We start from the raw sequence: 26,958 nt of genomic DNA, 5'->3' as shown, positions 1-26,958 counted from the left end.
AAATAAATCCCCAGACCCAGCCAAGAAACTAAGGGTTTACACCGATATCCGCAATCAAAGAAACGCTTACCATCAAGACTCACTCAACAGGAGATAGCAACATGGCAACAATCGTGATTGAAGGTCTTTTGAGAAATGGCGTAACATTTCATGGAGACTCCATAATGGAGAAAAGAATATTCAAAGAAATCGTCAACCGCTACGAGAGCTCTACAGGACAAGAGGATCCACCTTTTTACACAGGGACAAACAAAAAGTTTTTTTGCTGGGCCCGTTCAGGACATACATCGCTATGGGCGCTAGATACATACAGAAACGCCATGCAATTCGCAATGACAAGAAATCACGTCATCATGCTCGGCGCAAATGATGTTGGCTTTCACTGGAGTCCACATTCACTTGGCACCAGAGTAAAAGAGCTAGCCACATTAATGCTAAACCAAAGACTACATCAATTCAACCCCAATTCGCCAGCAGACAATATAAATTTCATAACAACATCTGCGAATGCAAACTTCAAAGTCCTCATTTGCGGACTTCCTGTTATGCAATCCTTCCAAAACGTATGGCAACAACACAACAACCAACTGCAAATCAAAACAAATGAATTAATTTCTATTTATGGCTCATCTAGAGTGCAATTCTTGAACTTTTCTGGGCTGGTTCCACCATCCATGGTAGACGGGATAGGCCACCCCTCAAAAGCAGCCGCCGCAACATATGCAAGCCACATTTATCAGAAATGTCTCAACATGGGCATGCAGATAGCATAATTCATTCAAGAGAGAAACACATGATAAATCGCCGATCATTTTTATCCAGCTCTGCAATTTTTCTATTTGCAGCACCAAAGATAGCAGCAGCCTCTTCACACCAATCAATGAGCCTCAGCTCTCTATTAAAAGAAATAGATAGCCTTAGGATCAAGGAAGGAAAATTTGTCAACGCTTTTAAAAACACCAAGAATGGTGGAATCGAATGGGCAGCATCCAGCCAGGCCCTCTTAAGCATTTCACAAATTATCATCAATGATGACACAGATGGAATATTAATTCCCTACTTAACCAAGCTTCTTGAAAACATAAACAACCACCTGTTTACCCCCGACATAAAGTTCACAGCCAACTCATATCAAAAAGAAGAGCAATCAAAAAATAAGATTGCTGCAACTGGAGCATTTCTTTCACTGATAGGGAAAATTAAAGAAAAAGACTCAAACCAACGCTGGTTGAGAGAGAACATATCGAAGATCATTAACTATGCATACTTCAACTCCTTCGAAGACCAAGCTCAAAGCCCTCAAAAAAGCCCTAAAAATATTACCAACCCCGAAATTCTCGAAGATCTAGAAGGCTACATCTACCTTTACAACGGCCTAAAAGATATAGAGAAAAAATTAATTGATAACGGATTTAAGGAAGAGGCTCACTTCATATCAAGAAAAACCCCGGACTATGAGAAAAAAATAAATCAATTGATAATCGACTCCAACTATAAAGATCCATCAGCACTCTACGCTGAATCACTGAGTATAGAGTCACTCTCACATCACGCTGAAGAAATATGGAAATACAATAAGAATAGAATTTTAAACTCAACCGATAGCACAGAGTTTCCAACGAAGTATTTGGCTCTATCGGCAAGCATCGCCACTCAACGCAGGGCGCACTTAGTAACAGAAAGATGCCTTTCACTGCTTAGCCGCCAACGCCAAGAAATCAACTGCACACTTCCAATAGATATCATTGCATTACTTGCTGTTTCGGCTTATCATTCAGGAGGCATACTGCACTAAATTTTATAAAATCCCTGTAAGGCTACTCAAAATCGGCTTTGGATGGCTGCAAGGTAAAATTTCCATCATCACAGGAACCATATCCACAGTCCATCCAAGTCCGTCCACCTACCCCTGCAGTGATTTACCTCCTTTCAGCCCTATCATTTCTGAAGTTCTCTAATTACCCCAAAAAATCTTTTCTCCACTATTTTCAATTAGCGGCATTTACCTGCCTTCGCAGGCAGAGACTGAATAACTAGAGAGTACGGAGCACATCCGTCAGAATGTAATGCTTTCGCTGGCAAATGCAGCATCTCCTTGCGGGTGCCCCTTTTAATCCCCCTCTAACAAGGTGAGAGGGGAAGTGAAAAACTCTGCTTGTAAAGATCTTAAAAGGAATGGCTTTTAGCCCAGCGCGCGCTGGATCAGGATTTTCTGCACGTCGCTGGTGCCTTCGTAGATCTGGCAGACGCGCACGTCGCGGTAGATGCGCTCGACCGGGAAGTCGTTGACGTAACCGTAGCCGCCCAGCGTTTGGATGGCGGCGCTGCAGACGCGCTCGGCCATTTCGCTGGCGAACAGCTTGGCCATGGCCGCCTCGCGCAGGCAGGGACGGCCGGCATCGCGCAGGCTGGCAGCGTGCCAGATGAGCTGGCGCGCTGCCTCGATCTGCATGTCGCATTCGGCCAGGCGAAAGCCCACGGCCTGGTGGTTGATGATGGCGGTGCCAAAGCTCTCGCGCTCCTTGGCGTATTGCACCGCGGCCTCGAAAGCCGCGCGCGCCATGCCCACGCTTTGCGAGGCGATGCCGATGCGCCCGCCTTCGAGCGAGGACAGCGCGATCTTGTAGCCCTCGCCCTCTTCGCCGATGCGGTTTTCCACCGGGATGCGGCAGTCCTCGAAGCGAATCTGGGCCGTGTCGCTGGAGTGCTGGCCGAGCTTGTCCTCGAGCCGCTCGACGTGGTAGCCGGGATTGTCGGTGGGCACGATGAAGGCGCTCATGCCCTTCTTGCCCGCGGCCTTGTCGGTGACGGCAATGACGATGGCCACCTGGCCGTTCTTGCCGCTGGTGATGAACTGCTTGACGCCATCGATGATGTATTCATCGCCCTGGCGGCGCGCAGTGGTGCGCAGCGCAGAGGCGTCCGAGCCGACCTGCGGCTCGGTCAGGCAGAACGCGCCCAGCATCTTGCCCTGCGCCAGCGGCTGCAGCCATTGGCGCTTCTGTGCGTCATTGCCATAACGCATCAGGATGGCGTTGACAGGGCAGTTGGTCACACTGATGGCGGTGCTGGTGCCGCCATCGCCGGCGGCAATTTCCTCCAGCACCAGTGCCAGCGTCAGGTAGTCCAGACCAGCGCCGCCGTATTCAGCGGGCACGCAGATGCCATAGGCGCCCAGCTCCGCCAGGCCCTGGTGAACGTCGGCAGGGAAGTGGTGCGTACGGTCCCATTGCGCGGCATGCGGGGCGATTTGCTCCTGCACGAAAGCGCGCACGGCATCGCGAATCATGGTCTGGTCTTCAGTCAACAGCATGGGCAGGTCTCCAAGGTGCGTTGCAACGGAAAGGCCCGCACGGGCCACGCACCAGTGCGCCTGCACGGCACGGGCGCTGCGCAGCACGCGCGGCGCGCTGCGTGCAGACCCTTCAAAGGGAAAACAGGCATTGTAGGGGCCGGCCCACGCACCCGGCTGCTACCATGGCCGCCGTTTTTTGTCCTGTCCGCGCCCATGTCGCACCCCTCGCCCGCCAGTCACGCCCACGCCCCACTCGCCGCATCCCAACCCCGCGCAACGCCGCCGTCACAGGTCACCGCCGGGGTCGTCAATGCCCTGGTGGCCGGGGCGTTCTGGGGGCTGATCTTTTTGATCCCGCTGCTGCTGCCGGACTTCAACGCCTGGCAGCTTTCGGCCGCGCGCTATCTGGTCTATGGCTGCGTGGCCGTACTGCTATTGGCGCCGCGCTGGCGCCGCCTGCGCGGCCGGCTGGGCCGCCAAGAGCTGCTGGGGCTGCTGGGGCTGAGCATGCTGGGCAACATCGTGTACTACGTGCTGCTGGTCTGGGGCGTGCAATGGGCCGGTGCAGCGCCCACCACGCTGATCATTGGCTTGATCCCGGTGCTGGTGACGCTGTTTGGCACCAGCCGCCAGGGCGCCATCGGCCTGCGCCCGCTGTTGGCGCCGCTGGCGCTGTGTCTGCTGGGCACCAGCCTGGTGGCAGCCCAAAGCCTGCTGCAAGGCAGCCCGGCCACGGCCACGCTCAGCACCGCCCAGCGCGCACTGGGGCTGCTGGCCGCCAGCGGCGCGCTGCTGAGCTGGTCGGCCTATTCGATCTACAACAGCCACTGGCTGCGCCGCCGCCCGGACATCTCGCCGTGGGACTGGTCGCTGCTGACTGGGCTGGCCACCGGGCTGCTGTCCCTGGGGCTGGCTGTGCCGGCCTTTCTGGCCCCCTGGGTGGCGCCGACTGCAGGCGACTCGGCACACACACCTGCGCAGTGGCTGTACTTCTGGCTGCTGACGGGCACGCTGGCCATCCTGGCCTCAGTGGTGGGCAACAACTTCTGGAACCGCGCCAGCCGCCAGCTGCCGCTGACCATGATCGGGCAGATGATCGTGTTCGAGACCGTCTTTGGCCTGGTCTATGGCTTTCTCTATGACTGGCGCCTGCCCTCCATGCTGGAATGGCTGGCCATGACGGCCCTGATCGCCGGCGTGCTGTGGTGCGCGCGCGTGCACCAGCGCCAGCATCGGGGGGCTGCATAGTAGGGCCTGTCCCCAAGGCTGCAGGCCCGTGCATGGCCTGCAACTACGATTTGCCACCACCATCGCCCGGTGCGCCCAACCGCCCGGCAAAGCCCAAGCATGGCCAGCGCCGGCAATGGCCGCGCCGCCTGCCACGACCAGCCAGAAAGGACCGCCATGACAGCAGAACGCCTGCCCCCCTACCCCGACATGCCCGCCGCACACACCATCGACGCCAATGGCGCGCGTTTTTCGGTGCATGTGGCCGGCGCCGGTCTGCCCATCGTGCTGCTGCACGGCTTCCCCGAGCTGGCCTACTCCTGGCGGCACCAGATCGAGCCGCTGGTGCAGGCCGGCTGCCAGGTCATCGTGCCCGACCTGCGCGGCTACGGCCACACCGGCGCACAAGGCGCACTGGAGGATTACCGCATGCACAACCTGGCGCGCGACGTGCTCGGCATGCTGGACGCACTGGGCATTGCGCAGGCCGTGGTCGTCGGCCACGACTTCGGCGGCGCCCTGGCCTGGACGCTGGCGCGCGACCACGCCGAGCGCCTGTTGGGCGTGATCGCCCTGAACACCCCCTACACCCGCCGCACCGAGGACGACCTGATCGCCACCTTGCGCAAATACCGTGGCGAGCAACACTACATGGTCTTCTTCCAGAAGCCAGGCCAGGGCGAGGAGCTGCTGGGCCGCGACGTGGCCGCCACCTTCTCCGGCATGATGCGCCGCCCCAACCCAGCCGCCATCGCCGAGATGGCGCGCCAGCAGCCCGAACTGCTGCGCGCCCTGCCCGCCACACTGCTGGGCCACACCCCGCAGCTGTGGGGCGAGCCGCTGCTCAGCCAGGACGAGCTGGCCGTCTATGTGCACACCTACAAAGCCACTGGCTTCACCGGCGGCCTCAACTGGTACCGCAACCTGCACCGAAACTGGCTCGACAGCGCCGGCACGCCCGACATGGTGCAACTGCCCGCGCTGATGCTCACCGCCGAATACGATCTTGTGCTGCCGCCAGCCACCGCACAAGACATCACCCGCAACGTACCACGCGCCCAGACCGAACTGATCCGCAACTGCGGTCACTGGAGCCAGCAGGAGCAGCCCGTGCGGGTCAACCAACACATCATCGACTGGCTGCGCGGCTGCGGGCTGCTGCCTGCCTCCTAGGGCCTGTCGAGATTGGGTTTGCGAAGCGGTTTTTCGGGGCAAACGTCGCAAATGCAAGGCGAAAACGCTCGCAAGGCTCCTGGACACCTTGCAAACGCTTTCAACGCAGCAGTTGCGGTTTTTTGACCGAAAACACCGCCGCAACACTCAATCTCAACAAGCCCTGATAACACCGCCACGCCTGCAATGGTCGCAGCGCATCACAGCATCTGCCCCACATGGGCCACCATGGTGTACATGGGGCGGCGCAAGCTGGGGTCAAAGGGGTTGATGTGCTGCGACAGCTGCCGCGCCTCACGCAGCAGCAGGTCGCGCACGATGGGTAGGCGCTCATCGCTCAGACGCGAGACGTGCGTGGCGATGGACAGCGCCGCCACCACACTGCCATTGACATCGAATACCGGCACGGCAATGCCGGCCATGCCCTCGAGCAGGCCGTCGCGCTTGAAGCTGTAGCCCAGCTCGCGCGCCTGGCGCACGGCGTTGCGCAGATAAACCTCGTCATAGACGTTGTAGTGCTGGATGCGAGGCAGGTTGTAGCGCAACACCTCCTCATGCTCGGCCTCGGGCAGGTGCGCCAGGATGACCAGCGAGCCCTGCCCTACCCCCAGGGCCACGCGCCCGCCCACATCCCCCGTGAAGGTGCGCACCGGGTATTGGCCTTCGACGCGATCGAGGCAAACGGCATCGAAGCTGGAGCGCACCATGAGCAGCACCGTATCGCCCAGGCTGGCATTGAGGCGCAGCAAGGCTGGTCGCGCCAGAGTGCGCAAATCCTGGCCCGCCGAGGCCTGCGCGGCCAGGCAGAACAAGTCCAGGCTCAACCGATAACGCTTGCTGTGCGCATCCTGCTCGACCATGCCTTCCTGCACCAGGCTTTGCAAGAGGCGGTGGGCGCTGGCCTGGGTCAGCCCCAGCGCCTGGGCCAAATGGGTCACGCGCACGCCTTCGCGCTGATGCTGAGCCAACGCCCGCAGCACGCTAAAGATGCGGTGGGTGGCGCTGCGCTGGTGCTGGGCAACAGTGGCTTGCGTGTCGTCGGCGGCCATTGCCGGATGGTGGCGCTGTCTGCCGGCTCGTGCGGATGTGGTCATGGCGTGCATCCTATCGGAAGGAATCGGAGACTAACATGCAAATTATTTCGATGAACGGAAGATTTATATTTCTTGTTCCGTTTTTGGTGTTTTCACCTAATTTCTTTTGCGCAATCTGATTGAAAAATGCAAAAAACCTTTGGTCGTTTTGCGGTGAGTGGATTCATTCAATGAGCTTTCTGCGTCTTCATCAGCTTGGGAAACAGTATGGCAAGAACTGGGTGGTTCAGGACTTCAGCCTGGACGTTGCCCAGGGGGAGTTCGTCTCGCTGCTGGGGCCCTCGGGCTGCGGAAAAACCACGACCCTGCAGATGATTGCCGGCTTCGTGCAGGCCAGCACAGGGACCATCGAGCTGCAAGGGCGTGATATCACACGGCTCAAGCCGCATCTGCGCGGTCTGGGCATCGTGTTCCAGAGCTACGCGCTGTTTCCGCACATGACGGTGCGCCAGAACGTGGAATTTGGCCTGGAGATGCGCAAATGCCCGGCGCAAGAGCGCCGCGATCGGACCATGCGGGTCTTGGAACTTGTGCACTTGCTGCCCCTGGCCGATCGCTACCCACGTGAACTATCAGGCGGCCAGCGCCAGCGCGTGGCGCTGGCGCGGGCGCTGGTGATCGAGCCACCGCTGCTGCTGCTCGATGAGCCGCTGTCCAACCTGGATGCGCAACTGCGCGAGGAGATGCAATTGGAGCTGCGCGACATCCAGCGCAAGCTGGGCACGACCACAATCATGGTCACGCACGATCAGGCCGAGGCCATGTCCATCAGCGATCGCGTGGTGGTGATGCAGGCCGGGCGCATCACCCAGGTGGACACTCCCCACACGCTGTATGAAAGGCCGCGCACCCCGTTCATTTCCCGCTTTGTCGGTAAAGCCAATGTCATTCAGGCCCAGCCCGTGCTGGATGCTCAGGGGCGCTGGCAGGCCGTCGCCGCAGGCATTGCGCTGCTCGGCCCGCTGGATGGCCCGCCAGCGGGCACGCCTGAAGACGCCACGCTGGCGCTGGCCATCCGCCCCGAGAAACTGCAGCTGACGACCACCGGCGCGGGCCGCTGCCAGGGCCGCATCACGCAATGCCTGTTCCTGGGCAGCCAGTGGATGTATGCATTGCACACCCCTTTGGGCACGCTGATGGCCTTGCGCAGCAACGACGGCACAGCCCCGCTGGCGCTGGGGCAAGAGGTGGGCGTGGACTGGCAGGCGCACAACCTGCACATGCTGGAGGCCCAGGCATGAGCGCACCTAGCAACGCCAGACGCTGGCAAGCCTGGGCCATGACGGCGCCCGCGCTGGCGCTGTTTGCCACGCTGCTGCTGACCCCGCTGGCGCTGATCGTTGCCTTGTCATTCAATGCCTACGACCCCATCGCCGGAGCAGTGCCAGGCAGCTTTACGCTGAACAACTATCGGCAGGTACTGAACGACCCGTATTACTACGAGATCTTCTGGCGCACGCTGCGCATATCCGCTGTGGTGACGCTGCTGTGCATTCTGATCGGCGCGCCCGAAGCCTATATCCTCAGCCGCATGCGCAGGCCCTGGCGCTCGGTATTCCTGCTGGTAATCTTGGCGCCGCTGCTGATCTCCGTAGTGGTGCGCGCCTTCGGCTGGAGCATGCTGCTGGGGCCCAACGGGCTGATCAATGCGGCGCTACAGGCACTGGGCCTGGGGCCAGTGCGCCTGCTCTACAACGAGACGGCCATCGTCATCGCCCTGGTGCACGTGATGATGCCCTTCATGGTGATTGCGGTGTGGACTTCGCTGCAAAAGCTCGACCCCTGGGTGGAGAACGCCGCACTCTCGCTCTCGGCCACGCCGCTGACCACGCTGCGCCGCGTGGTGCTGCCGCAAGTGATGTCTGGCGTGCTCTCGGGCGGCCTGATTGTGTTTGGCCTCTCGGCCAGCTCATTTGCCATCCCCGGCCTGCTGGGCGGCCGCCGGGTGAAGATGGTGGCCACGCTGATTTACGACGAATACCTGCATGAGCTGAACTGGCCGCTAGGGGCAGCCATCGCGCTGCTGTTGTTGGCGCTCAATCTCATCATCATGGTGGGCATCAGCCGCATGGTCGAGCGCCGCTATCAAAAAGCCCTGGGTTGATTGCAACGCGCAAGGGATAAGAAAAAAAGGAGATGCCCATGCAGAAAAATGGCCCCATTGCCTTGCTGTTTCACACGCTGGTCATGGCATTCATGCTGGCGCCGCTGCTCATCGTCTGCCTGGCTGCGTTTTCGCCAGCAGAGACTCTGTCCGTGCCCACGGGCAGTTGGTCGCTGCGCTGGTTCCGGCAAGTCTTCCAGCACCCGGACTTCGTGCAAGCCTTCTACAACAGCCTGGCGCTGGCCACGGCAGCGGCAAGCATCTCCACCGCCTTGGCGCTGGCTGCGGCCATGGCCATCGTGCGCTACCCCATCCCTGGGCGCGCCTGGCTGCAGGGGCTGTTTCTATCGCCGCTGATCATTCCGCACCTGGTACTCGGGGTGGCCATGCTGCGCCTGCTCTGGCTGGTGGGCGGCCAAGGCAGTTTTGGCTGGCTCATCCTGGCCCATGCGCTGGTGGTCACGCCCTATACCATGCGGCTGATCATGGCCGCTTTGCTGGGCGTTGACCGCAGCGTCGAGCAGGCTGCCCAATCGCTGGGCGCCAGCAGCAAGGTGGTGGTGGTGCGCATGACGCTGCCCATGATCCTGCCCGGCCTGACTGGCGGCTGGCTGCTGGCCTTCATCAACAGCTTCGACGAGCTGAGCATGTCCATCTTCGTGGTCTCGCCCTCGACCGTCACGCTGCCAGTGCGCATGTACATGTACGCCACGGAGTCGCTCGACCCGATGATGGCCGCCGTCTCCGCCCTCATCGTCTTTCTCACGCTGGGTCTGATGCTGCTGCTCGACTGGGTCTATGGCCTCGATCGCGTGCTGATCGGCAAGCATTGAGAGGAGTCTGCTCTCATGCCCAGACCATCCGCACATGAAGTCCGCGCAGAGGCCCTGCTCCAGCGCCTCAAGGCCCTGGATCGACCTGTGGTGCAGTTCACGCTCGACGGCCAACCAGCCAGCGCCCTGCTGGGCGATACGGTCATGACAGCCATCCTCACCCAGCGCACACGGCTGCGCATCCATGAATTCAGCCAACTGCCACGGGCGGGCTTTTGCGTCATGGGCGCCTGCCAGGATTGCTGGGTGCGCCTGGCCGACGGGCGCAGCATCCGCGCCTGCCAAAGTCTGATCGAACCGGGCATGGCCATTTGCACCGACGGCGCACAACGCCCTCCAGGCCCATGAACGTCGCCGTGCCCGATTTCCGCCTGCAGCGCCACGCAGCCGCCGACCTTCCGCCCGTTGTCGTGGGCGCAGGCCCCGCTGGCGTGCGCGCTGCCGCCACCTTGCTGGCCCACGGCCTGCGCCCAGTGGTGGTGGACGAGGCGCCCCGCGCGGGCGGGCAGGTGTATCGCCAGCCGCCGCCGGGGCTGGAGCGCAGCCCGCAGGAGCTCTATGGCATCCAAGCCGGGCGCGCCCAGGCCGTGCACGCCTGCTTTGCCAGCATCCAGGCCCAGATCGATTACCGTCCCGATACGCTGCTGTGGAACGCCCAGCCTGACGGGCTGGATCTGCTGCACCAGGCCTCGCAAACACTGTCCTGCCTGCCATGGCGCGAGATCATCGTCGCCAGCGGAGCCACTGACCGCGTGCTGCCCTTGCCAGGGTGGACGCTGCCCGGCGTCTACACCCTGGGCGGCGCGCAGGTAGCGCTGAAATCCCAGGGCTGCGCCATCGGCAGCGCCGTGGTGTTCGCGGGCACCGGCCCGCTGCTGTACTTGGTGGCCAGCCAATACGCCCTAGCCGGCGCACAGGTTGTGGCCGTGCTCGATACCGCCCCGCGCGCGGCGCGCTGGCGCGCCATTCCCGGCATGCTCAACCAGCCCGTCACGGCAGCGCAGGGGCTGCAACTCATCGCCTGGCTGCGCGCAAAGCGCGTGCCCGTGCATCGGGGCGTGCAACTACTGCACATCGAAGGCGATGCCCGCCAGCAGCGCGCCCAGGCCATCGTCTGGCGCGACCATGCCGGCCGCCCACAGCGCAGCACCTGCAACGCTGTGGGCCTGGGCCATGCCCTACGCCCGGAAACCCAGCTGGCCGATCTGCTCGGCTGTGCGTTCAGCTTCTCGCCCGTGCAGCGCTGCCACGTGCCAACGATCGACGCCATGCGCCGCAGCAGCGTGCCCGGCGTATACCTGGCCGGCGATGGCGCCGCCATCTTGGGTGCCAATGCGGCCGAATGCTCGGGCGAGCTGGCAGCCTGGGCGCTGCTGGCCGACCGCGGCCTGCCGGTGGATGCCGCACGCATCGCCCGCCTGCAGCGCCAGCTTGCGCGCGCGCAGCGTTTCCGCCAGGCCATGGAGCTGGCCTTCCCTCTGCCCGCCGCGCAATGGGCGCAGCACTGCCCAGACGAGCTCGTCATCTGCCGCTGCGAGCACATCACCGCAGCCCAAGTGCGCACTGCCATCACGGAAGGCGGCGCGCAGGAGCTCAACCGCCTCAAGGCCTTGTGCCGCGTGGGCATGGGCCGCTGCCAGGGCCGCATGTGCGCCCCAGCCGCCACCGAACTGCTGGCCCACACCCTGGACATGCCCGTGCAGCAGGCCGGGCGATTGCGCGCGCAAGCCCCCATCAAGCCCGTGCCGCTAGGCGCCGCCCTGGGCCCGCAAAAAACGGAGGGCAATGCCCCATGAGAGACGGCACCCGCATTGGCAGCGACGTCATCGTCATTGGCGGCGGCATCATGGGCTGCGCCACGGCTTTGTTCCTGCGTCAACGGTACAGGCTGCGCGTCACGCTGCTGGAGCGCGACGTCTGCGGATCCCGCGCCAGCGGCATCAACTTCGGCGGCGTGCGCCGCCAGGGTCGCGCCATCGCCCAGTTACCGCTGGCCCAGCGCTCCCAACAGCTCTGGGGGCGGCTGCGCAGCCTGATCGGCACCGATGGCGAATACGAGCGCAGCGGCCATTTCAAGATGGCGTTCACGCACGAGCACATGCAGGCCCTGGCCGAATACGCAGAGCGCAGCAAGGACTACGGCCTGAATCTGCAGCTCATCGAAGGGCGCAGCGCCCTGCAAAAGCACTTCCCGGCCGTGGGCGCGCGCATCCTCGGCGGCTCGCTCTGCCCCGAGGACGGCCAGGCCAATCCGCGCCTGGTAGCGCCAGCCTTTGCCCAGGCGGCTCGCCGCCATGGCGTCGATGTGCGCGAGCACACCACCGCCTGCGCCGTAGAGCACGATGGCCAGCGCTTCATCGTCCACGCTGCTCCCACCCAACGCACAGCCCAGCCTGAGGCCGCAATCGCCCCTAGCCTGTGCGCCTGTGCGCCTGTGCTCGTCAATTGCGCCGGCGCCTGGGCAGCCCCTTTTGCCGCCCAATGGGGCGAGGCTGTGCCCATGCACACCATCCCGCCTGCCATGGGCGTTACCGAACCCCTGCCCTTCTTCCTGCCCTGGAGCCTCGGGGTCGAGGGTGGCAGCATCTACCTTCGCCAAGTGCGCCGGGGCAACATCGTTTTCGGCGGCGGGCGCGGCCATTTGTTCCCTGCCCCACATACTCCGCCGCCCCACGACTGCGACACCCCCAGCCAGCCGTCCGAGCACGCACGCACAACCCAGAGCGCCTTGCTGACACAGATGGCGCGGCTAAGCACCTTGTTTCCTCAGCTGGCCCATGCCCAGCTGATCCGCACCTGGAGCGGCAACGAAGGCAACCTGCCTGATGACCAGCCCATCCTCGGGCCCAGCTTGCGCCGGCCCGGCCTCTACCACGCCTTTGGCTTTTCCGGCGCTGGCTTCCAGCTCGGCCCCGGCGTGGGCGAGGTGCTGGCCGAGCTCATCGCCCAAGGGCGCACCAGCACGCCGCTGAACGCCTTTGCCATCGACCGTTTTTGCACCCGCGGGGCGGCACAGCCCCACACAACCCATGAAGGAGACATGCCATGAAAAAACCGCAACAGACCTTGCTGAAGGCGTCCTTGGGCCTGGCAGCGACCAGCGCCGCACTGCTTTGCGCCAGCGCCCAGGCGCAAACCCAAACGCTGTACATCGGCATGAACGGCGGCAACATGGAGCGCACCTACACGCAATTCGTCTTTCCGCCCTTTGAAAAGGCGCACAACGTCAAGGTCGTCGTCGTGCCCGGCACTTCCACCGACATCCTGGCCAAGGCCCAGGCGGCCAAGGGCAAGGCGCAAATGCACGTCATGACGCTGGACGACGGCATCATGTATCGAGCCATTGGCATGGGCCTGTGCGAAAAGCTCCAGCCAGGTGAGCACCTGGCCTCGCTGCCACAGATCACGCGCATCAAGGACCAGGCCGTGGGCCTGTCCATGGGGTTGACGGGCCTGGCCTACAGCACCAAAGCCTTTACCGATCAAGGCTGGGCGCCGCCCACCTCCTGGGGCGATCTGGCCGATGCCAAATACAAAGGCAAGGTCGTCGTGCAGTCCATGCCCGCCTCTTCCTTTGGCCTGCACGCCTTTTTGATGTTCAACCGCCTCAAGGGCGGCAACGAGAGCAACGTCAACCCCGGCTTCGAGGCCTGGCCCGAGACCATCGGCCCCAACGTCGTCGAATACATCCCCAACTCCAGCAAGATCGTCGAGATGATGCAAGCGGGCGACGCCGCACTCTTTCCATACACCTTCACGCAGACCGAGCTGATGAAATCCAAGGGCGCTGCCATGGAGTTCGTCGCCCCCAAGGAGGGGGCCGTGGTGCTCATGACAGCGCAATGCGCACTGGCCGACAACCCCGACAGCGCCATGGCGCACAAGCTGATGGACTACCTGGTCAGCCCAGAGGCCCAGGCGCTGGCCATGGAGCACGGCTCCTACAACCCTGTCAATCCACAGACCCCGCTCAAGGGCAAGGCCGCTGAAGACCAGACGCGCATGAATGAAATCCTCAAGTCCGCCGTCGTGCTGGACTGGGACGTGATCAACGCCGAGCGTCCGGCGTGGAGCAAGCGCTGGAACCGCACGGTGGAGCGATAAGCATCCCCCAACACATTGCATGGGCCATCAACAAGGAGATTTTTATGACCACATTGCATTGCACTCGCAGCCGTGGCCGCGGTCGTAAGCTGGCGCGCAGCGCCGCATGGGCATTGCTCACGCCCCTGGCTCTGTCTGCGGGCCTGGCTTGGGCCCAGTCACTGACCATAGGCCTGGCCTCGGAGCCCACCGCCGCCGACCCGCACTACCACAAGGTCACGCCCAACGATGCCTTGGCCGCGCATGTCTTCGAATCGTTGGTCCATCGCAATGCGCAAATGCAGCCCGTGCCGGCCCTGGCGGAGTCCTGGCGCGCGCTGGACGACTTGACCTGGGAAATCAAGCTGCGCCAGGGCGTGAAGTTCTCCAACGGCGCACCCTTCACCTCGCAAGACGTGCTGTTCACCATCTGCAGGGTTTTGAACAACGAGGCCAACGTCTCGCGCTCCTACACCGAGCCGGCACGCAGCTTCACCGATGTGCAAACGCCCGATGCGCATACCGTCATCCTGAAGACCACGCGCCCCATTCCCACCATGCCTGTGGAGCTGGCGCGGGCGCTGCCCATCATCTGGAGCGGCATCGCCCAGTTCGACAAGTTGCATTTCGCCCCCAAGGAAGGCTGCGGCGTGACATCACCCTGGCCCACCGTGGCCGATTTCAATACCGGCAAATTCCTGATCGGCACAGGGCCCTACAAGATCAAGTCCTACGTCAAGGGCGCCGGCACCGAGCTGGAGCGCAACGAGGGCTATTGGGGCGAGAAGCCGCACTGGGAGAAGGTCAAGCTGGTGCCCGTGCCCAATCCAGGCGCCAGGCTGACGGGCTTGCTCGCCGGCGACTACGACCTGATCGAAAACCCTGCGGCGCGCGATTTGCCACGCATCAAGAACAACAGCCAGTTCGATTTCGTGGCCACGCCATCCACGCGTCTGATCTTCTTCCAGCCTGACGTGGGCCGCGCGCAAAGCCCGTTCGTGAAAGCGCCCGATGGCAAGAACCCGCTGCAGGATCTGCGCGTGCGCCAGGCCATCAACATGGCCATCGACCGCAAGGCCATCGTCCAGCGCCTGATGGATGGCATGGCCACGGTGGCCTACCAATACATGCCCGATGGCATGTTCGGCAGCCTGGACAAGCCCGAGGAAATCGCCTTTGACCCCAAGCGTGCCAAAGAGCTGCTGGCCGAAGCCGGCTACCCCAATGGCTTTGAACTGACGCTGACCTCCACCAACGACCGCTACGTCAATGATGGGCAAATCGCGCAGACCGTGGCCCAGTACCTCACGCGCATCGGCATCAAGACCCAGGTAGACGCGCAATCGGCTGCCATCTACTTTCCCAAGCGCGCCAAGCGCGAGTTCAGCTTTGCCATTGGCGGCTGGCCATCGGAAAACGGTGAGGCATCGGCACTGTTCCAGTACTGGCTGACCACTACCGATCGCGAGAAAAGCCTGGGTACCAGCAACTACGGCGGCTTCAGCCATGCACCATTCGATGAAGTCTTCTTGCCAGCCATGCTGCTCATGGACGATGGCGAGCGCCGCGCCCAGTACCAAAATGCCACACGCATCGCGCTGGAGAATGTGCCACTGATCCCTCTGCATTTCGAAAGCAGCATCTGGGCCTTCAAGAAAGGGCTTAGCTACGAAGGGCGGCGCGACCAATACACGCTCGCTACGGCGGTTAAACCTGCACCTTGAGAAGCCCGTTCACGATTGCGGTGCGAGTGCGAAAACGGCAGCTTTGGATGGCTTTGCGAGGCAACAGACTCGCGCCAATCCACCAGTCCGCCAATCCGCACGATGCCGAAATTCGTGCAGACCTTGCCTGACAAGGAGTTCCCGTGATCCTGTATGTGCTGCGTCGCCTGGTGCAAAGCGTGATGGTGCTGCTGGCGGTATCGCTGGTGGTGTTTCTGGCCGTTTATGCCGTGGGCGACCCCATTGAACTGCTGGTCAGCCCCGACGCCAGCGAGGCCGACCGCCAGGCCATGATCGAGCGCCTGGGCCTGGATTTGCCTGTGTGGCAGCAGTACGTGAACTTCATGCACAAAGCCTTGCATGGGGATCTGGGCGTTTCCTTCGTGCACGGCGTGCCCAGCATCGAGCTGATCCTGCAGCGCTTCCCGGCCACTTTCGAGTTAGTGCTGGTGGCCATGGTGCTGACCTGCGTACTGGGCATTGCGCTGGGACTGCTGGCCGGCCTTTACCACGACCGGGCCCTGGGGCGTGCTCTGATGGGCGGCTCGGTGCTGGGCTTTTCCCTGCCCAATTTCTGGCAGGGCATGATGCTGATCTTGCTTTTTGCCGTCTGGCTGCAATGGCTGCCCGCCTCGGGCCGGGGCGAGACAATGCCGGTGCTGGGCGTGCCCTTTTCGCTGCTGACGGCCGATGGCTGGCGCCACGTACTGCTGCCGGCCACGAATTTGGCGCTGGCCAACATCGCCCTGGTCTTACGCTTGACGGCCACGGGCGTGGTGGACGCCAAGACACAGGATTACGTCAGGTTCGCCCGCGCCAAGGGCATCAGCGAGCGGCGCATCGTGGGCCGCCACATCCTGCGCAATATCCTGATCCCGGTGATCACTGTCATTGGCATGGAGTTTGGCCATCTGCTGGCGTATTCGACCATCACCGAGAAAGTGTTCGCCTGGCCCGGCATGGGCAAGCTGCTGATCGAGAGCATCGAGCGTCTGGACCGCCCGGTGGTGGTGGTCTACGTCATGCTGGTGACCTTCGCCTTCGTCGTCATCAACCTGGTGGTGGACGTGCTTTATGCAGCGCTCGATCCCCGCGTGCAATTGCAGCAGGAGGCCGCATGACGCAGCGTCTTGACTCGCCGCCGCTCACACCTGAGCCGCGTGCCGCTTGCGCCGCCCAGCCATTGCAGCACACACCCCAGCGCCGCGCTATCCTGCGCCGCCTGCGCAGCAGACCTTCAATCAAGGGCTCGGTCCTGGCGCTGCTGGCGCTGTTGGCAGTAGTACTGCTGGCGCCCTGGCTTGCGCCCCAAAACCCCTATGACCTGGCAGCGCTGGATTTTCTCGATGGACGCCTGGCGCCCGGCTCGCAGTCGGCATCGGGCGCGACCTATTGGCTGGGCACCGACGACCAGGGGCGCGACATGCTCAGCGCCATTCTCTACGGCCTGCGCATCAGCCTGGTGGTAGGGCTCAGTGCCGTGGGGTTGGCCGCACTGATCGGCTCCCTGATTGGCCTGTTCGCAGCCTACCGGGGCGGCGCCATCGATGCCCTGCTCATGCGCGTCGTGGATTTCATTCTGGGTTTTCCATCCATGCTGGTGGCGTTGGTACTGCTGGCAGCCATTGGCCGAGGGGTGGACAAGGTCATCCTGGCCATCGTACTGGTGCAATGGGCCAACTACGCGCGCATCATGCGCGCCCGTGCCTTGCAGGAGCGCAAGAAGGAATACGTCGAGGCCGCGCGCAATCTGGGCTTTTCTGCCTGGCGCATCATGACGCGCCACTTGCTGCCCAACTGCATCGCCCCGGTGCTGGTGTTTGCCACCATTCAGATAGCCAATGCCATCGCGCTGGAGGCCACGCTCTCCTTCTTGGGCGTGGGCGTGCCCATCACCGAGCCTTCGCTGGGCCTATTGATTGCCAACGGTTTCAGCTATCTGCTCTCGGGAGAGTACTGGATCAGCATGTTCCCCGGCCTGGCCCTACTGGCGCTGATTCTGTCGATCAATCTGCTGGGCGATCGCTTGCGCGCAGCCCTGGACCCAAGAAGCTAAAAGGAGCTAAGACATGGCAGAGCCTTTGCTGCAAATCCGCGATCTGCACACCGTCTTCCACACCGAGCAAGGGGCCTGGCCAGCAGTGAGCGAGCTCAGCCTGCACCTACAACGCGGCGAAATCCTGGGTCTGGTGGGAGAGTCGGGCTCGGGCAAATCGGTCACGGGCTTTTCCATTTTCGGCATGATCGATGCGCCGGGTGAAATCACCCAGGGCCAGGTGCTGCTGCAGGGCCAAGACCTGCGCCAGCTCTCGCCCAAAGCCATGCGCAGCCTGCGCGGCAGGCGCATCGCCATGATTTTCCAGGACCCGCTGATGACGCTCAACCCAGTGCTGCGCATCCAGGAACAGATGGTGGAGGCAATCCTGGCCCACGAGCGCGTGCCGCGCGCCCAGGCCTTGCAGCGTTGCGTCCAAGCGCTGGCCATGGTCGGCATCCCCGCGCCGGAGAAGCGTCTGCGCAGCTACCCACACGAGTTCTCCGGCGGCATGCGCCAGCGCGTGGCCATCGCCATCGCCATGCTCAACCGACCCGAGCTCATCATCTGCGATGAACCCACGACGGCGCTGGATGTCACCATCCAAGGGCAAATCCTCTACCGCATGCAGCAGATTTGCCAGCAACACGGCACGGCGCTGATCTGGATCACTCACGACCTGGGCGTGATTGCCGAGCTGGCCGACCGCGTGGCCGTGATGTACGCCGGGCGCATCGTCGAAAGCGGCCAGGTCGATGCGGTGTTCGACGCACCGCGCCATCCCTACACGCAAGGCCTGCTGCAGTCGCTGCCCGCACAGGCCCAACCGGGCCAGCGCCTGGCACAAATCAATGGCATGGCCCCCAGTCTCTCGGGGCGCGTGAGCGGCTGCGCCTTTGCGCCGCGCTGCACCCGTGCCAGCAACCGCTGCCTGTCCGAGCAGCCAGCGCCACGCACTGAGGAAACCGCGCAGGGCCTACGCGAATATCGCTGCCTCCACCCACTGGAGGCCAGCGCATGAACAGCACTCATAGACTGGACATGAAAACCGCCGAGCCTGGCCAGGCCCTGCCAGTGATTGCACTGCGCGAGGTGCATAAACGCTTTAGCCATCGGCCAGACGCCCTGACCCGATGGCTGGCCGCCATCACGCGCCAGCCGCTGCAAACGCGCACTGTGCACGCCGTCAATGGTGTCAGCCTGGACGTCGCGCGCGGTCAGGTGCTGGGGTTGGTGGGCGAGTCCGGCTGCGGCAAGTCCACCCTGGGGCGCATCGTCGCCGGCCTGCACCAGCCCAGCCAGGGCCAGCTGTACTACCAGGGGCAGGATGTGCGCAGCCTGCAAGGGGCCGACAAGCTGGCCTACACCCTGGGCGTACAAATGGTGTTCCAGGATCCGCAGGCCTCGCTCAACCCGCGCCAAAAGCTCCATCAAATCCTCGGCGAAGCCTTGCGCGTACACCGCCTGACGCCTGCGGCCGACATCCCCGAGCGCATCGACGCCGCACTGGCCGAGGTAGGCCTGGCGCCGGAATACCGCAGCCGCCTGCCGCACCAGCTCTCCGGCGGCCAGCGCCAGCGCGTGGGCATTGCCAGGGCGCTGATGGTCAACCCGGAATTTCTCGTCTGCGACGAGCCTGTGGCCGCGCTGGACGTATCCATCCAGGCCCAGGTCATCAACCTCTTCATGGACTTGCGCGCCCAGCGCGGCCTGACCTGCCTGTTCATCAGCCACGACATGAGCGTGGTGCGCCACATCTGCGACCGCGTGGCCATCATGTACCTGGGCAAGATCGTCGAAATGGCCGATACCGCCAGCGTCTTCGCCCAGGCCCAGCATCCCTACACCCAAGCTCTGCTGGCCGAAGTCCCCGACGTCTCGCGGCGCAAGCGCATCTTCGCGCCCATTCAAGGCGAAATCCCTTCGCCGCTGAATCCGCCGCCGGGCTGCAGCTTCCACCCACGCTGCCCACACGCCATGCCGCGCTGCCGGCAGCAGGCGCCCGCACTGCAGGCCTGCGCCGCCGGACACAGCGTGGCCTGCCACCTCGTGCAAGGCTGAGTGCAATGCCTGTCAGAACCTCCACCCAGGCTCTGACGCGCCCCGCCCGTTTTCTGCACCTCTTGAATGAACACATGACTTTCGATACCACCCCCCTCGTGCAAGGCATTTGCGACTGGATGCGCTGCGAATCTCCTTCCAGCGATGCGGCTGCCGTCACACGCATGGCCGAGCTGATACGCGATGCAGCCCAGGCCGCCGGCCTGCGCACCACGCTCACGCCCATCCGCGCCGAGCGCCCAGGCCGGCCCAGCGGCCCTGAGCTGCCCCTGCTGCACATCAGCAACCGGGCAAAGGGCGACGCCCGCCCAGGGCTGTTGGTGCTGGGCCATTGCGACACCGTCCACCCCATCGGCATGCTGCAGGAAAACCCCGTGCGCATCGAAGGCGATCGCCTCTACGGGCCAGGCGGCTACGACATGAAGGCCGGGGTGTACATGGCGGTCAGCGCACTGGGTGCAGCAGCACGTCCCGGCAGCACGGCGTTGCCGGTGGATCTGCTCATCGTGCCCGATGAGGAAACCGGCAGCCATGCCTCGCGCATGCACATCGAAGCCTTTGCCCGCAACGCCCGCTACTGCTTGGTGGCCGAACCTGCACGTGCGCACGGCGGACGCTGCGTGACCGCGCGCAAAGGCACGGGCATGCTGCATCTGTGCGTACAGGGGCGCGCCTCGCACGCCGGGGTAGCCCACGCACAAGGGCGCAGCGCCATCCGCGAAATGGCCCACCAAATTCTGGCTCTGGAGGCCATGACCGATTACGAGCGCGGCATCAGCGTCAACGTCGGCACCATCACGGGTGGCAGCGCCACCAACACCGTGCCGGCCCAATGCCGCTGCACCGTGGATTTGCGCCTGCCTGATACAGCAGCCATCGACGAGCTGCTGCCCAAGCTGCGCGCTTTGCGTCCCATGGGCGAAGACATGACACTGCAGATCGACATTGAAATCAACCGCCCGCCCATGGTCAAAACCGAACATACCCAGCGCTTGCTCGAACGCGCCCAGGCCTCGGCCCGCGCCGTGGGTCTGACGCTCGAAGAAGCACCCCCAACCGGCGGCGGCAGCGACGCCAACTTCACCGCAGCGCAGGGCGTTCCATCACTGGACGGCCTGGGCGCAGACGGCGACGGCGCCCATACCCGGCAAGAGCACATCCTCATCTCCACCCTGGCATTGCGCACACGCTTCTGGCATCACCTGTTGACGCATCTAAATTAGGGACTGTCTACATGACCAAGGCAATCTCAGCGCAAAGGTATGCACTACGAATCAAGATGGGCAACAAGGCTCAAAGTGGCGCAGACAGTCCGAATTCGCATTCTTGCCTGCCGTGCATGGACCTTGAACAAGCTCTTGTTTAATTAAGGGGAGGCACATCCACCCCACAGCCGCACGGCTTACGCCCTGCTTCAGCGCTGGCATGGGCATCCGCTTCTACAATTGGCCCATTGCGTGCCATCAATGGCCGTCATCACTTTTTCGCCAGCTCGCGCCAGCCACTGATGACGCCATAAGCACTGCGGGCCTGTCAGGAGTTCTTGCCGGCAGGCGCTTTTCTCTCTCATTTCCCGATCGAAGCGATCCGCCCAAGCCGTGTTCTGGCATGGGCAAGCCGCACCAGCGAGTGCCGCCAGGTAAGCCTTGAAGGGGAAATGGCATCACCCCCATCGACGAGATATCCCTATGTGCGCAAGAAAAATCAACCTGGCAGAAATGGCCGATGCGGTGGCCACCAAGGTGCAAACTCCCGTCGCAGCGCCCCCCGCGCCCCTGAGCGCGACATTGTCCAGCCCTGCCGATGCTGGCAGCACGCCACAACAGGTAAAAACACGCCAGGCCCGCAAGGCCCTGGGGCTGCCTCAGGTCAATTTCGCGCGGTTGATCAATACTCCGTTGGCCCTGCTCAACGACTGGGAGCAAGGCCGCCAAGTGCCTCCCGGCGCGGCCGTGTGCCTGTTCGAGCTGCTGATTCGCCACCCGGAGCTGGCCAAGGAGCTGGAGCAGCCCGAGCAGGGCTGAGCCCTTCCGCCTTCGAACTCTGCCACCCCAAGGCACACAGCCCCCGGCTCGCCGGGGGTTGTTTTGTTTCAAAGCAGGCAGCAAAAAAGGGCTTACGCCCATTCAGGTCGTAAGCCCTTGCACATTCGCTGGTGCCGGAGGCCGGAATCGAACCGGCACGCCTTGCGGCGGCGGATTTTGAGTCCGCTGCGTCTACCAATTTCACCACTCCGGCTGGCAGAAAGCAGCAAATTATATGGCACATTCGCGGCATGCAATTCCAAACAATTGAGGACATCGTCGGCCAAACGCCATTGGTGGCGCTGCAGCGCCTTGAACGTCAGGCGTGTCTGGCGCGCGGCAATACGCTGCTGGCCAAGCTCGAGGGCAATAACCCTGCGGGCTCGGTCAAGGATCGCCCCGCGCTGGCCATGATTCAGCGCGCGCAGCAACGCGGCGAGATCCGCCCCGGCGACACGCTGATCGAGCCGACTTCGGGCAACACCGGAATTGCGCTGGCCATGGCTGCGGCCATCAAGGGCTATCGCATGGTGCTGGTCATGCCCGAGGATTTGTCGATTGAGCGCGCTCAGACCATGAAGGCTTTTGGCGCCGAGCTGATTCTGACGCCCAAGAGTGGCGGCATGGAGGCCGCGCGCGATCTGGCCGAAGCCATGGCCGCCCGGGGCGAGGGCGTGATCCTCAACCAGTTCTCCAACGCCGACAACCCGGGCATTCATTACGAGACCACCGGGCCGGAGCTGTGGCAGCAGACCCAGGGGCGCATCAGCCACTTCGTCAGCGCCATGGGCACCACCGGCACCATTACCGGCGTGGCGCGCTATCTGAAGGAGCAGAACCCTGCCATCCGCATCATCGGAGCCCAGCCTGCTGCTGGCGCGCGCATCCCAGGCATCCGCAAGTGGCCCGAGCCCTACCAGCCCAGCATCTACGATCCGGGCCTGGTCGATGAGCTGCTGCTGGTGGCCCAGGACGATGCCGAGGAGATGTGCCGCCGCCTGGCCCGTGAGGAGGGCATTTTCGCCGGCATTTCATCGGGCGGCGCGCTCTGGGCCGCGCTGCAGGTGCAAGCTGCAGCGCGCGACGCAGTGATTGCCTTCGTGGTGTGCGATCGGGGCGATCGCTACCTGTCCACCGGCGTGTTTCCGATCTGAAACGCTGCCAGTTCCCCCTCCACCGCCCGCACAAGAGCAAAGTACCCATGAGCACCCCCACCTACGAGATGCGCTACTGCCCCCACTGCGCCACGGCGCTGGCCTGGGTGCAGGCGCCTGAAGACAGCGGCCTGGTTGACCGGCTGCGCTGCCCGGCCTGCGGCTGGACGCACTGGAACAACCCCACGCCCGTGCTGGCGGCCATCGTCGAGTACCACGGCCAGATCCTGCTGGCGCGCAATGCGTTATGGAAAGACCGCTTCTTCGGCCTGATCACGGGCTTCATGGAGGCGGGCGAGTCGCCCGAGCAAGGCATTGCCCGCGAGGTCAAGGAGGAGGTCAACCTCGACGTACAGCAGTGCACACTGGTTGATGTCTCGGCCTTTTTGCGCATGAACCAGGTGCTCATCAGCTACCACGTGGTTGCCACTGGCGAGATCGCGCTCTCGCCCGAGCTGTCCGAATACCGGCTGGTCGATCCGGCCCAGGCCACGGTCTGGACCACCGGCACCGGGCTGGCACTGCAGAAATGGCTGCGCGCGCGCGGCTTCGAGCCGCAGGTCATCGAGCGCTATCCACAGACCAGCGCCCAGGCCAGCAGCGCAGCGCCCAACGATGACGCAGCCAGCGGCGCGCCAACTGCTGCTGCCTCACCGTCGGCAACCAGCCCAACCGCGCCCCACGATGGCGCCGGCGATGCGGTGGCCCTCGAAGTCGATGCCAAGGGCCTGCGCTGCCCGCAGCCCATTCTGCGCGCCAAAAAGGCCTTGGCCACGCTGCAAAGCGGCCAGCGGCTGCGCGTGCTGGCCACCGACAGCGGCTCGCTGCAGGACTTCGCTGCCTTCGCACGCCAGACCGGCAATGCGCTGATCGCACAGCACACCGACGAGGCCGGGGTGCACCATTTCGTGCTGCAACGCCGGTGAGCGCCGATCGCCCGCCCCGGCACTCTGCCACCTGCCACGCCATATGAGCACCGCCACCGCGCCCGCGCCACGCCACGCGGCAGGCATTGCCTACATGCTGGCCGGGGCCTTTTCCCTGGCCTGCAGCGACGCCCTGGCCAAATGGCTGGGCGCGCACTACCCGCCCATGCAATTGCTGCTGCTGCGCGCTGCGCTGGCCACGCCGGCGCTGCTGGCACTGGTGGCGCTGACGCTGGGCCCCGCCGCGCTGCGCACGGCCAACCTGGGCATTCACACGCTGCGCGGGCTGATCAACGTCGTCTGCGCCATCTGCTTTTACTGGAGCATGACGCTGCTGCCGCTGGCGCACACCACGGCGCTGACTTTCTGCGCGCCGCTGTTCATCGCGCTGATCTCCGCCCTGGTACTCAAGGAGCGCCTGGGCCTGGGCGCCTGGCTGGCCATCGGCGCGGGCTTTTGCGGCGTGGTACTGATTGCCGCCTCACATGGCGGCGGCGCGCAGGCAACCCATCAGCCCCTGTGGGCCATGGCCTTGCCCGTGATCACAGCGCTGGGCTACGCCATCATGATGCTCAGCGCGCGGCGCATCCGCCCGGGCGAACACATGCTCACCACCATGACTTACATCGTGCTGGGCCAGCTGGTGTTTGCAGCGCCCATCGCCCTGCTGGGCGGCTTCTGGGTGCCGCTGTCGCCCGCGCACGCACCGCAGCTGGCCGCGCTGGCGCTGTGCGCCACGCTGGGGCTGGGCTTCATCACACAGGCGTTTCGGCTGGCGCCGGCGGCCGTGGTCGTGCCCTTTGACTACAGCCTGCTGCTGTGGTCCACGTTGCTGGGCTGGCTGATCTGGCGCGAGCAGCCAGCATGGGGCTTTTACCTGGGCGCAGCGCTGATCGTCGCCGCCGGGCTGTACACCGCCCTGCGCCACGCCCGGCGCTGATTCAGCGCCTTGTTCAGACCCGTTCAAAACTGCGGCTTGCGCTTGGCCAGAAAGGCGGCAATGCCTTCGCGGTGCTCAGCGCTGGGGGCGTAGTCGTATGCGCCCGGCAGCAGCGCGGCCAGGGCCTGTTGCGGGCTGGCATCGGCCAGCGTGCGCAGACTGCGCTTGTGCATGCGCGCGGCCTGCGGCGCCAGGGCCAGCAGGCGCTGCACCCATTGCTGCGCGGCAGCCTCGAACTCCTGCTCGGGCAGCAGCTGGGCCAGAAAGCCCACTTCGTGCAACGCCTGCGCCGGCAACACCTGCGCGGCCAGCAACATGCGCCGCGCCAGCGCATCACCCACGGCGCGACCTACCAAGGCCAACTCGCGCGGCGCCATCGGAAAGCCCAGCCGCGCAATCGGCGCGCCGAACTGCGAGCGCGCCGTGGCAATGCGCAGATCGCAGCAACTGGCAATCTCCAGCCCCGCGCCCATGCAGGGGCCGTCGATGGCGGCAATCAGCGGCACGTCACAGGCCAGCATGGCGCTCAGGCCGCCCCAGACCTGCTGTTCATGAAAATGCGCCAGCGACTGGGGCTCAAAGCGAAACTGCGCGTACTCGGAAATATCGCCGCCGGCGCAGAACGCGCCATCCTCGCCGGTGACCAGCACGCAGCGCAGCTGCGGCTGCTGCGCGATGCGCTCGAATACCTCGCGCAACTGCAGCCACATGGCCACCGTCATGGCCCCGAGTTTTCCCGGATTGCGCACGCGCACATGCGCCCAGCAGGGCGTACCGCCTCCATTGCCATCGCCCCCGCCTGCGGCGTGCCAATCCAGCGCAATGCCTGCAGTGGCGCGGCTTTGCTTGTCCTCCATTACCATCCTTTCGTCCTGCGGCGCACGCCTGAGCAACAGCGCTGCGCTCCATTGATGAACCCGTACCACGGGCTCGGAAATCCGCGTTTGCCTCAATGGCGCAAACAATTTTGGCGTGTATGCTTGATCCGTTTTGCGCGTTCTGCCGCCAAGCGCATGGTCAGGCACGCGCGAGCAAATCCATCAAAACCTGTTCTGCATCTCGAACAGTCCCGCACACACATCAAGGAGTCATCATGACGCAATTTCGTCTCAAGTCGGTCGTCACTGCCGCCGCCATCGCTGGCGCGCTGGCATTCTCGGCTGGCGCCTACGCCCAGAACATCAAGATCGCCGTGGTCGGCCCGACCACCGGCCCCGTGACGCAGTACGGCGACATGGTCAAGGAAGGCGTGGAAACGGCCATCGAGCAGATCAACGCTGGCGGCGGCGTGCTGGGCAAGCAGCTTGAGGCCGTCTACATCGACGACGCCTGCGAGCCCAAGCAAGGCCCAGTGGCTGCCAACCGCGTGGTCAACGACAAGATCGGCTACGTGGTCGGCGGCGTTTGCTCGGGCGCCACCATCGCTGCTGCGCCGATCTATGACGAGGAAGGCGTGGTCATGGTCACGCCCTCGGCCACCTCGCCCGCGCTGACCGACGGCAAGGACTACCAGTTCATCTTCCGCACCATCGGCCGCGACGACCAGCAAGGCCCGGCCGCCGCCAAGTTCATCATCGAGAAAATCAAGCCCAGCAAGGTCGCCGTGCTGCACGACAAGGCCTCCTACGGCCAGGGCATTGCCAGCGCCGTGCGCGACAACCTGCAGGCCGCCAAGGTGCCCGTGGCCATTTTTGAAGGCATCAACGCTGGCGATACCGACTACTCGGCCGTGATCACCAAGCTCAAGTCCGAGGGCATCGACTTCGTGTATTTCGGCGGCTACCACCCCGAAATGGGCCTGCTGCTGCGCCAGGCCAAGGAGCAAGGCGTGACGGCCAAGTTCATGGGCCCCGAAGGCGTGGGCAACCCGGACATCAACGCCATCGCTGGCGACGCCGTTGAGGGCATGCTGGTGACGCTGCCGGCCGACTTCACGCAAAACCCGGACAACGCCAAGATCGTGCAGGCCTTCAAGGACAAAAAGCGCAACCCCGGCGGCGCCTTCCAAATGACGGCCTATGCCGCCACGCTGGCCATTGCCGAAGGCATCAAGGGCGCAGGCGCCAACGAGCCTGAGAAGGTGGCCCAGTTCCTCAAGGGCGCCAAGCTGCCCAGCCCGGTGGGTGAGCTGTCCTGGAACAAGGCAGGCGACCTCAACAGCTTCAAGTTCGACGTCTTCAACTGGCACAAGGACGGCAGCAAGACTGCTGCGCAATAAGGTCCGCGTCCAGCACCGTGCTGATGCCGCAGCCTTTGCGGCATCAGCGCATCAAAAAAGCAGCGCC

General features: G+C 63.5%; 25 protein-coding genes, 1 tRNA gene and 1 pseudogene. 23 read left to right on the top strand and 4 right to left on the bottom strand.

The window, feature by feature from the left end:
• Positions 1-101 precede the first annotated feature (101 nt).
• The gene (locus tag CLI93_RS14755; RefSeq protein WP_143326399.1) at positions 102-773 is read left to right on the top strand and encodes an SGNH/GDSL hydrolase family protein; all 672 of its coding nucleotides are present in this window, start codon (positions 102-104) and stop codon (positions 771-773) included.
• 20 nt (positions 774-793) lie between these two features.
• The gene (locus CLI93_RS14750; protein ID WP_143326400.1) at positions 794-1,795 is read left to right on the top strand and encodes a hypothetical protein; all 1,002 of its coding nucleotides are present in this window, start codon (positions 794-796) and stop codon (positions 1,793-1,795) included.
• A gap of 387 nt (positions 1,796-2,182) precedes the next feature.
• Here the strand turns inward: CLI93_RS14750 and CLI93_RS05115 are convergent, their stop codons facing one another.
• Complete coding sequence (locus tag CLI93_RS05115) at positions 2,183-3,313, bottom strand: acyl-CoA dehydrogenase family protein (protein WP_095542439.1); 1,131 nt, start codon at positions 3,311-3,313, stop codon at positions 2,183-2,185.
• Between the two features lie 195 nt (positions 3,314-3,508).
• Between CLI93_RS05115 and CLI93_RS05110 the strand changes: the two genes are divergently transcribed.
• Both CLI93_RS05110 and CLI93_RS05105 read left to right on the top strand, forming a co-directional pair.
• Positions 3,509-4,543 carry a DMT family transporter gene (locus CLI93_RS05110; RefSeq protein ID WP_095542440.1) on the top strand — a complete coding sequence of 345 codons (1,035 nt, stop codon included), beginning with the start codon at positions 3,509-3,511 and terminating at the stop codon, positions 4,541-4,543.
• Between the two features lie 156 nt (positions 4,544-4,699).
• Positions 4,700-5,695, top strand: coding sequence for an alpha/beta fold hydrolase (locus CLI93_RS05105; RefSeq protein ID WP_172424273.1), 996 nt, complete (start codon positions 4,700-4,702; stop codon positions 5,693-5,695).
• A 200-nt stretch (positions 5,696-5,895) separates the two neighbouring features.
• Here CLI93_RS05105 and CLI93_RS05100 read toward each other — a convergent pair whose 3' ends face one another.
• Positions 5,896-6,744 (bottom strand): IclR family transcriptional regulator, encoded by an 849-nt coding sequence (locus CLI93_RS05100; RefSeq protein WP_095542507.1) that lies wholly within the window; start codon positions 6,742-6,744, stop codon positions 5,896-5,898.
• A 215-nt stretch (positions 6,745-6,959) separates the two neighbouring features.
• Between CLI93_RS05100 and CLI93_RS05095 the strand changes: the two genes are divergently transcribed.
• The 14 genes from CLI93_RS05095 (at position 6,960) to CLI93_RS05030 (ending at position 21,653) form a co-directional block, all read left to right on the top strand.
• Entirely contained in the window at positions 6,960-8,030 is a 1,071-nt protein-coding gene (locus CLI93_RS05095) for an ABC transporter ATP-binding protein (protein ID WP_095542442.1), read from the top strand.
• A complete protein-coding gene (locus CLI93_RS05090) occupies positions 8,027-8,893 on the top strand; it encodes an ABC transporter permease (protein ID WP_238945812.1) in 867 nt (288 codons plus the stop codon). The genes CLI93_RS05095 and CLI93_RS05090 overlap by 4 nt, the downstream gene beginning before the upstream one ends.
• A gap of 38 nt (positions 8,894-8,931) precedes the next feature.
• On the top strand, positions 8,932-9,726 hold the full coding sequence (locus CLI93_RS05085; RefSeq protein WP_095542508.1) for an ABC transporter permease: 795 nt from the start codon (positions 8,932-8,934) through the stop codon (positions 9,724-9,726).
• A gap of 15 nt (positions 9,727-9,741) precedes the next feature.
• Positions 9,742-10,074 (top strand): (2Fe-2S)-binding protein, encoded by a 333-nt coding sequence (locus CLI93_RS05080; protein WP_095542444.1) that lies wholly within the window; start codon positions 9,742-9,744, stop codon positions 10,072-10,074.
• Complete coding sequence (locus tag CLI93_RS05075) at positions 10,071-11,522, top strand: FAD/NAD(P)-dependent oxidoreductase (RefSeq protein ID WP_172424274.1); 1,452 nt, start codon at positions 10,071-10,073, stop codon at positions 11,520-11,522. Before CLI93_RS05080 ends, CLI93_RS05075 begins: the two co-directional genes overlap by 4 nt.
• Complete coding sequence (locus CLI93_RS05070; RefSeq protein WP_095542445.1) at positions 11,519-12,775, top strand: NAD(P)/FAD-dependent oxidoreductase; 1,257 nt, start codon at positions 11,519-11,521, stop codon at positions 12,773-12,775. Before CLI93_RS05075 ends, CLI93_RS05070 begins: the two co-directional genes overlap by 4 nt.
• On the top strand, positions 12,772-13,830 hold the full coding sequence (locus tag CLI93_RS05065) for an extracellular solute-binding protein (protein ID WP_095542446.1): 1,059 nt from the start codon (positions 12,772-12,774) through the stop codon (positions 13,828-13,830). Before CLI93_RS05070 ends, CLI93_RS05065 begins: the two co-directional genes overlap by 4 nt.
• Before the next feature lie 44 nt (positions 13,831-13,874).
• The gene (locus tag CLI93_RS05060; protein ID WP_095542447.1) at positions 13,875-15,533 is read left to right on the top strand and encodes an ABC transporter substrate-binding protein; all 1,659 of its coding nucleotides are present in this window, start codon (positions 13,875-13,877) and stop codon (positions 15,531-15,533) included.
• Between the two features lie 143 nt (positions 15,534-15,676).
• On the top strand, positions 15,677-16,654 hold the full coding sequence (locus CLI93_RS05055) for an ABC transporter permease (RefSeq protein WP_095542448.1): 978 nt from the start codon (positions 15,677-15,679) through the stop codon (positions 16,652-16,654).
• The gene (locus tag CLI93_RS05050) at positions 16,651-17,589 is read left to right on the top strand and encodes an ABC transporter permease (protein WP_095542449.1); all 939 of its coding nucleotides are present in this window, start codon (positions 16,651-16,653) and stop codon (positions 17,587-17,589) included. The genes CLI93_RS05055 and CLI93_RS05050 overlap by 4 nt, the downstream gene beginning before the upstream one ends.
• Positions 17,590-17,602: 13 nt before the next feature.
• Positions 17,603-18,589 carry an ABC transporter ATP-binding protein gene (locus CLI93_RS05045; RefSeq protein ID WP_095542450.1) on the top strand — a complete coding sequence of 329 codons (987 nt, stop codon included), beginning with the start codon at positions 17,603-17,605 and terminating at the stop codon, positions 18,587-18,589.
• Positions 18,586-19,629, top strand: a complete 1,044-nt coding sequence (locus CLI93_RS05040; protein WP_420823104.1) for an ABC transporter ATP-binding protein — start codon at positions 18,586-18,588, stop codon at positions 19,627-19,629. The genes CLI93_RS05045 and CLI93_RS05040 overlap by 4 nt, the downstream gene beginning before the upstream one ends.
• A 74-nt stretch (positions 19,630-19,703) precedes the next feature.
• Positions 19,704-20,852, top strand: coding sequence for a M20 family metallopeptidase (locus tag CLI93_RS05035; RefSeq protein WP_095542452.1), 1,149 nt, complete (start codon positions 19,704-19,706; stop codon positions 20,850-20,852).
• Between the two features lie 465 nt (positions 20,853-21,317).
• Positions 21,318-21,653: a helix-turn-helix domain-containing protein gene (locus CLI93_RS05030; RefSeq protein ID WP_095999805.1), complete on the top strand. Its 336-nt coding sequence runs from the start codon at positions 21,318-21,320 to the stop codon at positions 21,651-21,653.
• 129 nt (positions 21,654-21,782) lie between these two features.
• Here the strand turns inward: CLI93_RS05030 and CLI93_RS05025 are convergent.
• Positions 21,783-21,867, bottom strand: a tRNA-Leu gene (locus CLI93_RS05025).
• A gap of 37 nt (positions 21,868-21,904) precedes the next feature.
• On the opposite strand from CLI93_RS05025, the gene cysM reads away from it, so the two are divergent.
• The 4 genes and pseudogenes from cysM (at position 21,905) to CLI93_RS05010 (ending at position 24,673) form a co-directional block, all read left to right on the top strand.
• Positions 21,905-22,807: a cysteine synthase CysM gene (gene cysM / locus CLI93_RS05020; protein WP_095542454.1), complete on the top strand. Its 903-nt coding sequence runs from the start codon at positions 21,905-21,907 to the stop codon at positions 22,805-22,807.
• Positions 22,808-22,854: 47 nt separating this feature from the next.
• A pseudogene (locus CLI93_RS15100) lies at positions 22,855-23,427 on the top strand (NUDIX domain-containing protein); the annotation flags it as partial.
• 81 nt (positions 23,428-23,508) lie between these two features.
• The gene (locus CLI93_RS15095; RefSeq protein ID WP_172424454.1) at positions 23,509-23,733 is read left to right on the top strand and encodes a sulfurtransferase TusA family protein; all 225 of its coding nucleotides are present in this window, start codon (positions 23,509-23,511) and stop codon (positions 23,731-23,733) included.
• Between the two features lie 43 nt (positions 23,734-23,776).
• On the top strand, positions 23,777-24,673 hold the full coding sequence (locus tag CLI93_RS05010; protein ID WP_095995714.1) for a DMT family transporter: 897 nt from the start codon (positions 23,777-23,779) through the stop codon (positions 24,671-24,673).
• Between the two features lie 23 nt (positions 24,674-24,696).
• Here CLI93_RS05010 and CLI93_RS05005 read toward each other — a convergent pair whose 3' ends face one another.
• A complete protein-coding gene (locus CLI93_RS05005) occupies positions 24,697-25,530 on the bottom strand; it encodes an enoyl-CoA hydratase/isomerase family protein (protein ID WP_095995713.1) in 834 nt (277 codons plus the stop codon).
• Between the two features lie 236 nt (positions 25,531-25,766).
• Between CLI93_RS05005 and CLI93_RS05000 the strand changes: the two genes are divergently transcribed.
• The gene (locus CLI93_RS05000; protein WP_095542457.1) at positions 25,767-26,891 is read left to right on the top strand and encodes a high-affinity branched-chain amino acid ABC transporter substrate-binding protein; all 1,125 of its coding nucleotides are present in this window, start codon (positions 25,767-25,769) and stop codon (positions 26,889-26,891) included.
• Positions 26,892-26,958 lie beyond the last annotated feature (67 nt).

The organism is Vandammella animalimorsus, assembly GCF_002288875.1.
GTDB classification, from domain to species: Bacteria; Pseudomonadota; Gammaproteobacteria; order Burkholderiales; family Burkholderiaceae_C; genus Lampropedia; species Lampropedia animalimorsus.
This window is presented reverse-complemented; position numbering and strand designations above follow the sequence as displayed.